This is a genomic window from Corynebacterium sp. 32222D000AT, from assembly GCF_053546955.1.
Genome location: NZ_JBPPVW010000001.1, coordinates 38618 through 51607, shown reverse-complemented (window position 1 = coordinate 51607; position 12990 = coordinate 38618). Strand labels below are relative to the sequence as shown.

Genomic DNA, 12990 nt, shown 5'->3' with positions numbered 1-12990 from the left:
CCATGGCTACCGTGAGCTTTAAACACGCCAGTTTGACCTACCCGGGCGCACAAGCGCCGTCCGTGGACGACTTCGACTTGGAGATCGCCGGCGGCGAGTTCCTCGTCCTGGTCGGCCCATCGGGCTGCGGCAAATCGACCACGCTGCGCATGCTGGCGGGCCTCGAAGAGGTCACCTCGGGCAGCATCTTCATCGGTGACAAGGACGTCACCAGCCTTGACCCGCGCGAGCGCGATATCGCCATGGTCTTTCAGAACTACGCGCTCTATCCGCACATGAGCGTGCGCGACAACATGGGCTTTGCCTTGAAGCTGGCCGGGGAGTCGAAGGAAGAGATCAACCGCCGCGTCGACGAGGCCGCCCAGACCTTAGGCCTGGTCGATCTGCTGGACCGGAAGCCGAAGGCGCTGTCGGGCGGCCAGCGCCAGCGCGTGGCCATGGGCCGCGCCATCGTGCGCAACCCCCAGGTCTTCCTCATGGACGAGCCATTGTCGAACCTGGACGCCAAGCTGCGCGTGCAAACGCGCACTCAGATCGCGGCCCTACAGCGCCGCCTTGGCGTGACCACCGTCTACGTCACCCACGACCAGACGGAGGCGCTGACCATGGGCGACCGCATCGCCGTCCTCAACGGCGGCGTGCTCGAGCAGGTCGGCACCCCGCGTGAGCTCTACGAGGCCCCACAGACCACCTTCGTGGCCGGCTTCATCGGCTCTCCGGCCATGAACTTGGGCCGGTTCACCGTCGACGCCCAAGGCCGCGCGTCCTCCGGTGAGGCCTGGATCCAACTGCCTGACGATGCCGCCCAGGCCCTGGCCGATGCCGGAGAGAAGCAGGTCATCCTGGGCGTGCGTCCCGAGGCCCTGCAGTTGGTCGCACAGGGCGAAGAGGAGGCCTCCCGCAGCGCCTATATCCCGTTCGACCTGGAACTGGTCGAGGAACTCGGCGCGGATTCCTACCTCTACGGCCAGATCCCGGGCGGCAGTGAGCTCAGCTCGGGGGCCACGACAGAGGAGGCCGCCTCGCCCACGGGCAACGAGCTAGTCATGCGCGCCAAGCCGCGGACCGCGCCGGAAAAGGGCAGCCGGGTCGTGGCCACCGTGGACCACAACCAATTGCATTGCTTCAGCGTGACTACGGGTAAGCGCATCAATAGCGCGGCCACCGTGAAATAGACGCGCAAAGAAAAACCGCCGGCCCTGAACCCTTCTGGATCAGTGGCAGGCGGTTTTTCTATGGCTCGGGGAGTGCTCGCCCGGGCGAGGAGTTACTTCTTATCCTTCTTTTCCTGCTGCTCGCGCAGCAGGCGGGCAGCGGAACGACGGCGCTTGCGCAGCTGCTGGATGCGCTCTTCGAGGAGCTCGTCCAGCTCGTCCAGGGAGCGGCGTTCGCACAGCATGTCCCAGTGGGTGCGCGGCGGCTTAGCCGGCTTGGACTCCACGCCCTCGCCCTCGACCAAGGTGCCTACCTTGCCGTTCTTGCACATCCACTCCTCGGGGATTTCTGCGTCATCGGCAAAGGGGACCTCGTAAATGTCGCCATCTTCGGTGCGGTACTTCACCATCTGGCGGGGCGCAAGGTCGTGGTCGCGATCTGTTTCGTAGCTAACGGCGCCCATTCGGCTGCCACGGAGTACGCGATCTGCCATGCAACATCATCCTTTACTAAATTTACCTATGAAGGTGCGGGGAGATTACTATTCCCGCGTCCAGTCCTAACAGTATAACGAAGAACGCGGTGTGGTTGTTCCCAGGTAGGGGTTAATGGGCTAAGGTGGATTACCGTGATGCGTACTTCGGCTCATTCCCGCACAAAGATCACTTGTCAGTGGTGCAATAAGGAAATGGACCAAAACGGCAGGGGGCGACCCCGGAAGTTTTGCAGCGCGGCCTGCAAGCAGCGCGCTTACGAGCAGCGCAACGCGGTCTCGGGGACTACAATCCCGGAGGACGCGATTATCATGTCGCCCAAGAGCGCGGCCGAACTTGCCGATGGCTTGTTCGAGCTGCGCTGCGGGGCGCAGGATATCCAGACCGCCGTCCAGGAGGGTGCCGAAGCCAGCGAAATCAGCCAGTTATGCGAAGAGATGGTGGCCTTGGCCCGCCACCTAGAGGAGTTAAGGTAAAACGCCATGTTAAAGAAGCTTTTCTACAACCGGACTCTGGTGATCAGCGTCTTCGTAATCCTCATTATCGGGCTGACCATCGTGGGCCTGGGCCCGCTGATCTACTCGATGATCGCTGGCCCCGGAGTGACCACCGAGCCGCTCGATGACTCCCGGGCGAAGGAGGCCAGCACCGACGTCAACGGCCAGTGGCGCGTTGGCGACGGAACGGCCCCGAATCTTACCTCCGTGGGCTTTAGCTTCAACGAGGTGCTACCGGCAGAACGCCGCCTGACTTCGGGCTCGACCACGGCCGTCGACGGCGAGATCGAGGTCACCGACCAGGAGGTGACCGAGGGCTCCATCAAGGTGCTCATGGAGGAGTTGACCACCGATAAGAAGGTGCGCGACCAGAACATGAAGTCCAAGCTCTTCGAGACCGATAAGTTCCCCGAGGCCTTCTTCAAGCTGACGGCGCCGGTAGACCTGTCTGGCGTGCCGGAGGACGGCACCAAGGGGAAGGTCACCATGGAAGGGGAGCTGACCATCAAGGACGCTACCCAGGAAATCAAGCAGGACTTCGACGTCCTCCGCGACGGCGAGCACCTGGTTATCGGCGGTACCATCCCAATCAACCGCCTTGACTACAACGTGAAAACCCCGGAGTTCCTGGCCGCCAAGGTGGCCGAGGAGGGCGACGTGAACATCCTTATCTCCTTCGAGAAGCAGGATTAGTTCCTTTCGCAAACTAAGTAATTTACGGACAAAGCACCGCTCTTCGCCACTTAACCCAATACATCGACCACAGTCAGAGCCCGCCGCATAAGTTGCGGGCGCCACACGAGAACGAGAGGACCCACAATGTTGACCGAACGCATGATTCCGATGCTGTGGTTCCGCCTCGTGGTGGTCATCGGCTTCGCCATCTTCGTGGCCACGCAGAAGATGTGGCTCGTCATGGTCATCGCCATCGCGCTAGCTGGCCTGACCGGCTGGCAGCTCCAGCAGGCCTACCAGAACAAGAAGAAAAAGTAGCGCGCCCGCCATACCGGGGCCCGGGAGATCTGCCGGAGGCATGCCGAAGGCCTCCCGGATATCAAATAGGGATCCGGCGCCGACAGGGTGATCGGTCGTCCCCCCTGATATTCCCGCTATTAAAGTCACAGTGACGTTAATAGGGCGAACTTCCCCCTAGGGGTGAAGGGGTCTAGATCTGCGGATCTCCTGCGGAATAGGTCATGAGACCGAGGTTGTCCACGAGAGCTTAGGGGCTAAGAAGGCTGCCGCCCGGGCTCGGTAAGGCACGGAGATGTCCGCAGGACCCTGCGTCCCAATTTGGATGGCTTACGACTTAGCCGGGCCAACGAGCGCCACAGGAGCATTGGCGGCGTCGAGTGCCACGAAGAGGTTGTCGGCGTAGTGACACTGAGAGTCGCAACAAGCGACCGTCGTTGACGAGTCCGTAGAACCGAACCGGGCTAGCCTTGGTGAACGCCCGATATACGTTATTGTCCGATAATGTACATTATGTCATTTTAGATCCGGGGCCACTCCCCGCCATTTCTACAAACGGCGGTATTGCGTGCCGGCGGCTTGCGGCACGCAGTCGCCCAAGTGGTTGGCCTACTGGTTGTTGTCGAGCGTGTAGTACTCGGACTGGTTCGGGTAATAGCTTTCCCATTCCAGGATGTCCGGGTCGTCGCCGGAGACTGCGGCCATGAGGCGGTCCAGCAGGAACTCCCACATCGGTCCGATGAACTCCGCGCGGTCCTCGAGGCCGGCCAGGCCGTGGCGCAGTTCGAGCTCGGAGCCATCCGGGGTGTCCGTCAGGCGCAGATCCATCCAGGCGTTCGGGCGGTTGGCGAAGCTGACCTCAAAGCGCAGGTATTCCGGCTTCACCTTCTCGGTGACCTCGATGTGGACATCCTTGGTGCGGCCGACGTGGTCGACCAAGTAGCACGGGTGGCCCTCGGGGCTGTCGGACTCCTTGGTCCACTCCCCGTGCCAACGACCCAGATCCTTGGTGTCCGTCAGGTAGCCCCAGATCACGGACGGGCCCTGGTGAAATTCCCGCTCAATCACTAGCTCCGGGCCGCCGTCGGCGTCCTCGATCTCCCCTGTCGGGTCGTAAAAATCCAGTTCTTGACTCATTTATCTTAGCCTAGCTGGCCATTAAGGCCGTCGCGCAACTAGCTGCGGACAGCCTACCCCGTTAAAGGGTAAACAATAGGTGGCCGTGAGCTAGCGCTGTCCGCCACGGCTGCGGTGCGTGGCGACGAACTGGACCGAGTCGAGCATCTCCGCCTTCAGGAGGGCTTCGCGGAGGGCGAATTGGAACATCCAGAGCCGGCGGTAGACGGGATCGAAGCCGGCCGCGGCCGCCTCCCGCAGGCGCCCGGAGAAGAACGAGCGCTGCTGCGTGATGGATTCGCGGTAATGCGAACCGGTGTGGGTCTCCCCGATGATCCGCAGATGTCCGTTCTTCTCAAAGGCCTTGTGCACGTCGGCGACCGTCGGGTACTCCAGGCCCGGCCAGATATAGGCGCGCAGGACCTGGCACGCTGAGCGGGCGGCCGGAGTCATGTGCTCGGTGGCGACCAAGGACTGGACGGCTGCCTTTCCCCCACTGATCAGCAGCCGTGCCAGGGTGCCGATATAGTCGGCGCGCTGCCGCGGGGTCAGCGCCTCGAAAAGCTCGACGCTGATAATCGAATCGTAGCGGCCGCGCCACTGGCGAGGACCGGGAATCGGGGCGTCGATAAGCTGGCAATGCACGGAGTCATCCGCGCCCTCGAGGAGGAAGAACTCCTCCAGCGGCCGCAGGCTGTCCGGATCGGCAGAGAGCAGATCCACGGTCGCCTTGCGCCCGGCCGCCTCCACTGCGGCTCGCGCGCCGGAGGAAGGAAAGACCAGGCAATGCGAGCCGGCGCGGACGCCGGTGGCATCGAGTAGCCAGTTCGCCGCCCGCGTCTGGGCCGACCTGAGATCCTCGCGGTCGACCGCCTGGGGCTCCGTCATGGTGGTCACGTCGACGAAATGGGCACCGGCCGGCAGGCCGCGGCGGTTGTGCTGCTCGGTATCGACGGGTTTGCCCTGCGGGTCGATCGTCTGCCGGGTGGTGGTCGGCACGCCGGTGGCGAAGATTCCGCCCTGGTGGCTCACGCTGTCGCCAGCGTAGAGAGCCAGCAACTCCTGGGGGATCTCCCCGCCTTCGTAGGCGGCCACGGGCGCGGTAGGTGTTTTCGGGGAATAACCGCACTGCACCAGCCGGGTAAGGACGTGGACCAACTTGTCCGAGTTGGGCGTGGTCCACTCCCCGGCCAGATAGGACTCGGCCAAGCCCAGCCAGCCAGAGCTCGCAATCCGCGCGAACAAGGAGTCGTATTCGACCTTCAGGTCTAGGTCTTCCGGATCCTCGGCATCGAGGACCAGCCCCGCGCGGTCGCAGGCGCGGGCAAAATCAGCCTCCGCGTGGCGGGCCCGCAGCCCCAGCAGGCGGCCGCTGGGCACGCGGGCTACGCCTGGCCATTGCTCGGCATCGATCGCCGCAGTATGCTCCAAGGCCATTTCCTTCAAAAGTCCAATCCTGACGCCGCCCGCACAGCACCTGCTACTGCAGGCAAAAACGCTGTGTAGGCGGCCTCGCGTTCAGTCCAATCGTTCCTAGATTAATGCCGAAACCACCCGCGGCCCGGGTGCCATGCCGAGACCCCTGGTTTATATCGGGGTGAAACTATCTGTTCCGGGGAGTAGCGTTTACAATGTTCAACGGTAGGTACTTAGTTCAAGCATTTAGGAAGGTAGTCATCTACATGTCAGCAACCCCTTACCGCCCCAATGGAGGACGTCACCACGTCGTCGTTATTGGCGCTGGCTTCGGCGGCATCAACGCCGTAAAGCAGCTTAAAGGCACGGAAGTCGATATCACCATCATCGACAAGAAGAACCACCACCTGTTCCAGCCGATGCTCTACCAGGTGGCTACCGGCATGATCTCCGCTTCCGAGATCGCCCCGTCCACCCGCCAGATGCTGCGCGGGCAGCAGAACGCGAACTTTGTCAACGCCACCGTCACCGACATCGACCTGGAAAACCAGACGGTGACCGCGGAAAACGATAACTTCCACCGCACCTATGGCTTCGACTCCCTGGTCGTGGCCGCTGGCTCCAGCCAGTCCTACTTCGGCAACGACCACTTCGCCGAGTTCGCCCCGGGCATGAAGACCATCGACGACGCTCTGGAGCTGCGCTCCCGCATCGTCTCCGCGTTCGAGCAGGCCGAGCTCACCGAGGATCCGGCTGAGCGCGAGCGCCTGCTGACCTTCATCATCGTCGGTGCTGGCCCGACCGGTGTGGAGCTGACCGGCCAGATTGCTGAGCTGGCTAACCGTACCTTCACCGACGCCTTCTCCACCTACGGCCCGTCCTCGGCCAAGATCTACCTGCTGGACGGCGCTCCCCAGGTGCTGCCGCCGTTCGGCAAGCGACTCGGCCGCAAGGCCCAGCGCACGCTGGAAAAGCTCGGCGTCGACGTCCGCCTGAACGCTATGGTCACCAACGTCGACCAGGACACCGTCACCTACAAGAACACCAAGGATGACTCCGAGACCACCCTGACCGGTGCCACCAAGATCTGGTCCGCCGGTGTGTCCGCTTCCCCGCTGGGCAAGATGGTCGCCGACCAGGCCGGCGTCGAGACCGACCGCGCTGGCCGCGTCTCCGTCAACGAGGACCTGACCGTGGGCGAGTACTCCAACGTCTACGTCATCGGTGACATGATCAACCTGAACAAGCTGCCGGGCCTGGCCCAGGTCGCTATGCAGGGCGGTACCCACGTCGGCCGCCTCATCGACGCCAAGGTCGACGAGGAGTCCACCGCCAACGAGAAGGAACCCTTCGACTACTTCGACAAGGGCTCCATGGCGATCATCTCCCGCTTCAACGCCGTGGTGAAGATGGGCAAGGTCGAGTTCACCGGCATCTTCGCCTGGTTGGGCTGGCTGGCGCTGCACGCGACCTACCTGGTCGGCATGCGCAACCGCTTCGTCACCTTCATCAACTGGATCTCCAACGCGTTTACCCGCGACCGAGGTAACCTCGCCATCACCGAGCAGATGCGCACCGCCCGCAACGCGCTGGCCAAGAAGACGAAGGATTCCGAGGCCTAAAGAGCCCCCGCGTGCGGTGCCGCCGAGCACCCGCACCTTAACCCCGCCGCAAGTGCGCGCTGGTTTCTCACCAGCGCGTACCGCGGCGGGGTCTTTTTTGTCCCTAGCGGCTCGTAGCTGTGTTCTGAGGAGCCTGCACTGGCCTTGGTCGCGTTCCCCGTTGGGGGTGTTTTCTTCCAAACCAGAAAAATTCCGGGTCCGGCTCTGTTAGGGTGGACGGCACAACATTGGGGTGCCGGAAGGACTGATTCCGGCTGAGAACATACCCATGGAACCTGCTCTTAGTTAGAACTAGCGAAGGAAAGTGTTGTGAAGGAAGCAGTATGCGCTGCTCTCGCCGCTGTGCGCGAGCGCAATCCCCTGGTCCAGTGCTTGACCAATACCGTCGTCACGAACGTCACCGCTAATGCGCTGCTGGCGATCGGCGCCAGCCCCGCCATGTGCGATACCCCGGAGGAATCCCGCGAGTTCGCGCGCCTGGCCAACGGCATCCTCATCAATATCGGCACCCCGTCCGCGGCCCAGTACGAGGGCATGCGCGAGGCGATCGCCGGTGCCAACGAGGCCGGAAACCCGTGGGTGCTCGACCCGGTTGCCGCCGGCGGCCTGTCCACCCGTACGGAATTCGCCCGCTCAGTAGTAGGCGCGAAGCCCGCGGCCATTCGTGGCAACGCCTCCGAGATCATTGCGCTGGCACAGCTGGGCGAGGGCGGCCGCGGCGTCGATGCCACCGACACGGCGACCGCCGCCCTGCCCGCCGCCCAGGCGCTGGCACAGCGCACCGGCGGCGTGGTGGCTATCTCCGGCGAGAAGGACGTCCTCGTCACCCAGGAAGAGGCCTGGGAGCTCGCCGGCGGCGTGCCGCTACTCCAGCGGGTCATCGGCACCGGCTGCAGCCTGGGCGCTATCACCGCCGCCTACTTGGGCACCGGTCAGCCGCCGCTCGCCGCGGTCATCGCCGCGCACGCCCACGTGTCCGTGGCCGGCTCCCTGGCCTACCAACAGGCCCAGTCGCCCGGCAGCTTCGCCGTCGCCTGGATGGACGCCCTCTACGACTTAGGCCCCGAGGATCTCATCACCTACAGCGCCCTCCAGCCCGTGGAACTGGCATGAGCCCGATCGACTGGAGCCTCTACCTCGTCACCGACCCGGGGCTAGCCGGCGGCCGGGACAACGTCGCCGACATCGCCGTGGCCGCCTGCCGCGGCGGTGCTACCGTGGTGCAGCTGCGGGACAAGGAAGCCAGCGACGCCGAGCTGCTCCCCTACGCCCGCCGCCTGCAGGAAGAGCTGGGCCAGATCCCGCTGTTTATCAACGACCGCGTGGAGCTGGCCGCCGAGCTCGGCTGCCACCTGCACGTCGGCCAAGACGATCTCAGTGTCGCCGAAGCCCGCTCGCTGCTGGCCGACGATGCACTGGTGGGGCTGTCCGTCGGCTCCGAGGAGGAGCTCGACGCCGCACTCAGCGCCACGGGAGCGGCCCGCCCGGACGTTCTCGGCATCGGGCCCGTCTTTAGCACCGCCACCAAGGCGAACGCGCCCGCCGGCATCGGGGTCGAGGCTGCCGCAACCCTGGCAGGCCGCGCCAAGGAGGCTGGGATGCCCGCCGTAGCCATCGGCGGGCTGAAGGCCCACAACGTCGCGGAGCTGAAAGGCAGCGCCTTCGCCGGAGTCTGCGTGGTCTCCGCCATCATGGCCGCCGAGGACCCGGCCTCCGCCGCGAGCGAACTCGTCGCCGCCTTTCGCCGTTAGTCAATCCGCCCTCTGCCGCACTGCGCACGGCTTTTGCACGCCCAGCGTTCAATGCTGCGCTCAATTTATTGCTCGATAGGAGTACAACCATGACTCACGTCTACCCACTTGGCACTCGGCCTAGCCAGCCGCTGCCCGTTGCCCGCGTCCTGTCTATCGCCGGGACCGACCCGACCGGCGGGGCGGGCCTGCACGCCGATTTGAAGGCGATTAGCGCCGCGGGCGGCTACGGCATGGCCGTGACCACCGCGATCGTCTCGCAGAATACCCAGGGTGTGGACTCCATCTTCACCCCGCCGGCGCAGGTGCTGCGCGACCAGCTGGCCTCCGTGGCCGCCGACGTGGACATCGACGCGGTAAAGATCGGCATGCTGGGCACCCCGGAGACTATCGACATCGTCCGCGAATTCATCGCCACGCTGGGTAGCACGCCGGTCGTCCTGGATCCCGTCATGGTGGCTACCTCCGGGGATCGCCTGTTGGAAAAGAAAGCCGAAGCCGCGATTCTCGATCTGGCGGGCCGGGTCGATTGCGTCACGCCCAACCTCAAGGAGCTGGCGGTCCTGTGCGGGCTAAGCCCCGAGGAGGAAGCCACCGACGTGGACCAGGCGGTGGCCATGGCCCAGGGCTGGGCGCAGCGCACCGGGACCACGGTCATCGTCAAGGGCGGGCACCTGCGCGACAACCGTGCGGATAACGCCGTGGTCGATGGCACCGGCCTTATCCACCGCGTGTCCTGCCCGCGGGTGGCGACCAAGAACACGCACGGGACCGGCTGCTCCTTGTCCTCGGCGCTGGCCACTCGGCTGGGCCAAGGCGAGGGGCTCGCCGCGGGTCTGGAGTGGTCCACCCGCTGGCTGCACGAGGCGATCGCCAACGCCGACGCCTTGGCGGTGGGCCGCGGCCACGGGCCGGTCGACCACGGGCACAGGCAGCGCCGCCTGGCCCGGGCGGCGAGCGCCGAGCCGGTGCCGGCCGTGGACCTTGCCGCCGCCTATGCCGCGGCGGATTCCCAGCCCGCCCCGCAGCCGGTCATCCCGGCGGCCGGACCGCACACGGCGGCGCTTTGGGCCGGAACCCTGGGGTTGTGGAAGGATTTAGTTGATCTGCCGTTTATCAGCCGCCTGGGCGACGGCACATTGGACGCTGACGATTTCAGCGTCTACGTGGCCCAGGACGCGATCTATCTGCGCCACTACTCTACTGCCCTGGGGCGGCTCGGCGCGCTCGCCCGGGACCCGCAGGACCGCCAGTTCTGGGCCGCCGGGGCGGCGGAGGTCCTGGTTGCCGAATCCGAGCTACACCGTGACTGGCTGGGCGGGGAAACCACCGACCGCCCCTCCCCGGTCACCAGCGCCTACACGGATTTCCTGGTGGCCACGACCTATACCGAGGATTACGCGGTCGCCGCCGCGGCCGTGCTGCCGTGCTACTGGCTCTACGCCGAGGTCGGGCGGCACCTGCTGACCCAGGATCGCGCGGATCACCCCTTCCACGCGTGGCTGCAGATGTACTCGGGCCCCGACTTCGTGGAAGGCACCCAGCGTGCCCTGCAGATGGTCGAGGACGCCCTGGAGGAGGCCACCGAGGGCCAGCGCCAGCGCGCCTTCGACGCCTTCTACCGTGCCAGCCTGGCCGAGCTGGCCTTCTTCGACCAAGCCGACCGGCGCTTCTAACCGGGGGCGGTAGAACCGCTACTGGATGAGGTCGGCGCCCGGTCGGGTCAAGACGGCGACCAGGAAGGCCGAGTTCGGGCCGAAGGGCTTGAGGTCCCAGGAGCTGAACTGGTTGTCCACGCGGAAACCGACCTGCTCGGCCTGGGCGATGAAATCGGCGAATTCCCAACCGCGGCCGGCGCCGAAGCCGGTCACCAGGCGGCCGCCGGGGCGCAGCGCCTCGAAGATGTGGCGCAGTGCCGGCTCCCGGCCCTCCGGCGCCAGAAAGCCCATGACGTTGCCCGCGGAGACGGCCAGATCGAAGCCGGACTCAGGGATCTCCTCGGCGGAGAGGTCCCCTACCACCCAGCGGCCCTCCGGGAAGTCGTGCTCCGCGTGCTCGATGAGCACGGGGTCGACGTCGACGCCCAGGACGTCGTGGCCGCGGCGGACCAGCTCGCCGCCGACGCGGCCGGTGCCGCAACCAGCGTCGAGAATCTTGGATTCGCGCTCAGCCATGGCATCAATGAGGCGTGCTTCGCCGTTGATGTCTTTGCCCTGGGCCTGCATCAGCTTCCAACGCCGCGCGTAGTTGTGGGAATGAGCGGGGTTGGCTGTCGTCAGTTCTTTCCACGTAGGCATAGGTTTCATTATAGGGCGGGGTTTCGCGCTACACTTTATTCGCCGCACAGAGCGGCTACTACTGCCCGACCACGAGGAGGAGGCCGCCATGGCAAATGTGCCCAACCCGCTTCGGCCCCGCAAGAAAAAGCTGTCGCAACCCGAGGTCACCCAGTTCAAGGTCCCCGTCGAAGAGGCAATCGAGCATTGCCGCGTCTTCGTCGATGGCGAGGCCCTGCCGGGTGAGTACACCCCGCGCTCAGCGCAAGAAGCCCTCCGCGAATACGGGCGTGGCTTCATCTGGGTCGGCATGCACGAGCCGTACGAAAGCCAGATGACCCAGGTAGCCAGCGAGTTCAATATCCACGAGTTGATCGTGGAGGACACGGTCCAGGCCCACCAGCGCCCCAAGCTGGAGCGTTACGACGATCAGCTCTTCGTGGTGGCCCGCTCGGTCAATTACCGCGACCACGACGAGGTCAAGGACAAGCGCCAGATCATTACCACCGGCGAGATCCAGATGATCGTCGCCTACGAATTCCTCATCACCGTCCGCCACGGTGCGAAGCTGCCCAACCTGGCCCACTGCATCAACGACGAGCAGGACCTGGTCGAGCTCGGCCCCATCGCGCTGGCCTGGAAGGTCCTGGACATGATGGTCGACCGCTACAAGGAGATCACTACCCTGCTCGAGACCGAGGTCGATGAGGTCGAGGAGGAGGTCTTCACCCCGGGCGCGCAGTTCAACATCGACCGCATCTACATGTTCAAGCGCGAGATCCTGGAGATGAAGCACGCCGTCGCGCCGCTGTCGACGGCCCTGCAGGCCATGGTCAACGACCACAAGGACCTGATCCCCAAAAAGATCCGTTCCTACCTGCGCGACGTCAACGACCACGAGCTGGTGGTCCGCGACGAGGTCGCCTCCTTCGATGAGCGGCTGACCTCGCTAATCGATGCCTCGGTGGCGAAGGTGTCCATGCAGCAAAACTCCGACATGCGCACCATCTCCGCCGTGGTCGGCATGGCCGCCGCGCCCACGATGGTCGCCGGTATCTACGGTATGAACTTCGACCACATGCCGGAGCTGCACACCGAGTACGGCTACCCCATCGCTCTGCTGGTCATGATCGGGATTGTGGCGCTGATGTTCTGGTGGTTCCGCCGCAACAACTGGCTCTAGGGCGCTAGCCTCCCAGGGGCATCGTCCGCAGCTGGGAGCGGGCCATCAGCTGGCCCTGCTCGTCGCAGATGTCCACGCCCCACAGCTGAGTGCGCCGGCCCAGGTGCAGCGGCGTGGCCGTGGCGGTCAGCGTGCCGGAGCTGGCCGGGCGCAGGAAGTCGGTGTTGTTGTTGACGCCGACGACGGGCCGGCGCGCGGCGACCACGCCGGCCACCGAGGCGACCGATTCCGTCAAGCACGCGTACACGCCCCCGTTGGCCACGCCCCACGGCTGGTGGTGACGGGCATCGACTGCCATGGTGGCGCGCACCTCGCCGTTGCGAATGACCGTGTAGGTGATCCCCAGGGTGGCGTCGAGGCCGGTCAGCTGCCGGTTGATCGTGGCCAGCTGGGCGGTATCCAGGGCAGTTTCGTGGGCCCCGTACAGCAGCTGTTCTAGCTCGTGAGTCGTGTTTAAGGGTTGTCCGCTAGCACTCATGCTTTCCCAATCTAGTCTTTCGGCTGTGCC

The 12990-nt window shown here is 64.9% G+C and carries 14 protein-coding genes; 9 read left to right on the top strand and 5 right to left on the bottom strand.

Features of this window, described 5'->3' with window-relative positions; genetic code table 11:
• Nucleotides 1-2 precede the first annotated feature (2 nt).
• Nucleotides 3-1175, top strand: a complete 1173-nt coding sequence (locus ACEE23_RS00270; RefSeq protein ID WP_368519360.1) for an ABC transporter ATP-binding protein — start codon at nt 3-5, stop codon at nt 1173-1175.
• Nucleotides 1176-1267: 92 nt separating this feature from the next.
• On the opposite strand, the gene ACEE23_RS00265 is transcribed toward ACEE23_RS00270, so the two are convergent.
• The gene (locus ACEE23_RS00265; protein ID WP_296203648.1) at nt 1268-1648 is read right to left on the bottom strand and encodes an RNA polymerase-binding protein RbpA; all 381 of its coding nucleotides are present in this window, start codon (nt 1646-1648) and stop codon (nt 1268-1270) included.
• Nucleotides 1649-1960: 312 nt separating this feature from the next.
• On the opposite strand from ACEE23_RS00265, the gene ACEE23_RS00260 reads away from it, so the two are divergent.
• The 3 genes from ACEE23_RS00260 (at nt 1961) to ACEE23_RS00250 (ending at nt 3139) form a co-directional block, all read left to right on the top strand.
• Nucleotides 1961-2125 carry a hypothetical protein gene (locus ACEE23_RS00260; RefSeq protein WP_368519361.1) on the top strand — a complete coding sequence of 55 codons (165 nt, stop codon included), beginning with the start codon at nt 1961-1963 and terminating at the stop codon, nt 2123-2125.
• Between the two features lie 6 nt (nt 2126-2131).
• Complete coding sequence (locus ACEE23_RS00255) at nt 2132-2839, top strand: YceI family protein (RefSeq protein ID WP_368519362.1); 708 nt, start codon at nt 2132-2134, stop codon at nt 2837-2839.
• Between the two features lie 126 nt (nt 2840-2965).
• Nucleotides 2966-3139: a hypothetical protein gene (locus ACEE23_RS00250; protein ID WP_368519363.1), complete on the top strand. Its 174-nt coding sequence runs from the start codon at nt 2966-2968 to the stop codon at nt 3137-3139.
• 588 nt (nt 3140-3727) lie between these two features.
• On the opposite strand, the gene ACEE23_RS00245 is transcribed toward ACEE23_RS00250, so the two are convergent.
• Nucleotides 3728-4255, bottom strand: a complete 528-nt coding sequence (locus tag ACEE23_RS00245) for an SRPBCC family protein (RefSeq protein ID WP_368519364.1) — start codon at nt 4253-4255, stop codon at nt 3728-3730.
• Between the two features lie 90 nt (nt 4256-4345).
• Nucleotides 4346-5671, bottom strand: coding sequence for a class I SAM-dependent methyltransferase (locus ACEE23_RS00240; RefSeq protein ID WP_448871235.1), 1326 nt, complete (start codon nt 5669-5671; stop codon nt 4346-4348).
• A gap of 245 nt (nt 5672-5916) precedes the next feature.
• On the opposite strand from ACEE23_RS00240, the gene ACEE23_RS00235 reads away from it, so the two are divergent.
• The 4 genes from ACEE23_RS00235 to ACEE23_RS00220 all read left to right on the top strand — a co-directional run bounded on the left by ACEE23_RS00235 (nt 5917) and on the right by ACEE23_RS00220 (nt 10699).
• Nucleotides 5917-7272 carry an NAD(P)/FAD-dependent oxidoreductase gene (locus ACEE23_RS00235; RefSeq protein WP_368519366.1) on the top strand — a complete coding sequence of 452 codons (1356 nt, stop codon included), beginning with the start codon at nt 5917-5919 and terminating at the stop codon, nt 7270-7272.
• A 309-nt stretch (nt 7273-7581) separates the two neighbouring features.
• Complete coding sequence (thiM, locus tag ACEE23_RS00230; protein WP_368519367.1) at nt 7582-8385, top strand: hydroxyethylthiazole kinase; 804 nt, start codon at nt 7582-7584, stop codon at nt 8383-8385.
• Complete coding sequence (gene thiE, locus ACEE23_RS00225) at nt 8382-9023, top strand: thiamine phosphate synthase (protein ID WP_368519368.1); 642 nt, start codon at nt 8382-8384, stop codon at nt 9021-9023. The genes thiM and thiE overlap by 4 nt, the downstream gene beginning before the upstream one ends.
• A gap of 89 nt (nt 9024-9112) precedes the next feature.
• On the top strand, nt 9113-10699 hold the full coding sequence (locus ACEE23_RS00220) for a bifunctional hydroxymethylpyrimidine kinase/phosphomethylpyrimidine kinase (protein ID WP_368519369.1): 1587 nt from the start codon (nt 9113-9115) through the stop codon (nt 10697-10699).
• A gap of 18 nt (nt 10700-10717) precedes the next feature.
• On the opposite strand, the gene ACEE23_RS00215 is transcribed toward ACEE23_RS00220, so the two are convergent.
• Nucleotides 10718-11320, bottom strand: coding sequence for a class I SAM-dependent methyltransferase (locus ACEE23_RS00215; RefSeq protein WP_368519370.1), 603 nt, complete (start codon nt 11318-11320; stop codon nt 10718-10720).
• Between the two features lie 88 nt (nt 11321-11408).
• Here ACEE23_RS00215 and ACEE23_RS00210 point away from each other — a divergent pair, with 88 nt between their 5' ends.
• On the top strand, nt 11409-12482 hold the full coding sequence (locus tag ACEE23_RS00210) for a magnesium and cobalt transport protein CorA (RefSeq protein WP_368521130.1): 1074 nt from the start codon (nt 11409-11411) through the stop codon (nt 12480-12482).
• 4 nt (nt 12483-12486) lie between these two features.
• On the opposite strand, the gene ACEE23_RS00205 is transcribed toward ACEE23_RS00210, so the two are convergent.
• Nucleotides 12487-12960, bottom strand: a complete 474-nt coding sequence (locus ACEE23_RS00205; RefSeq protein ID WP_448872298.1) for a PaaI family thioesterase — start codon at nt 12958-12960, stop codon at nt 12487-12489.
• Nucleotides 12961-12990 lie beyond the last annotated feature (30 nt).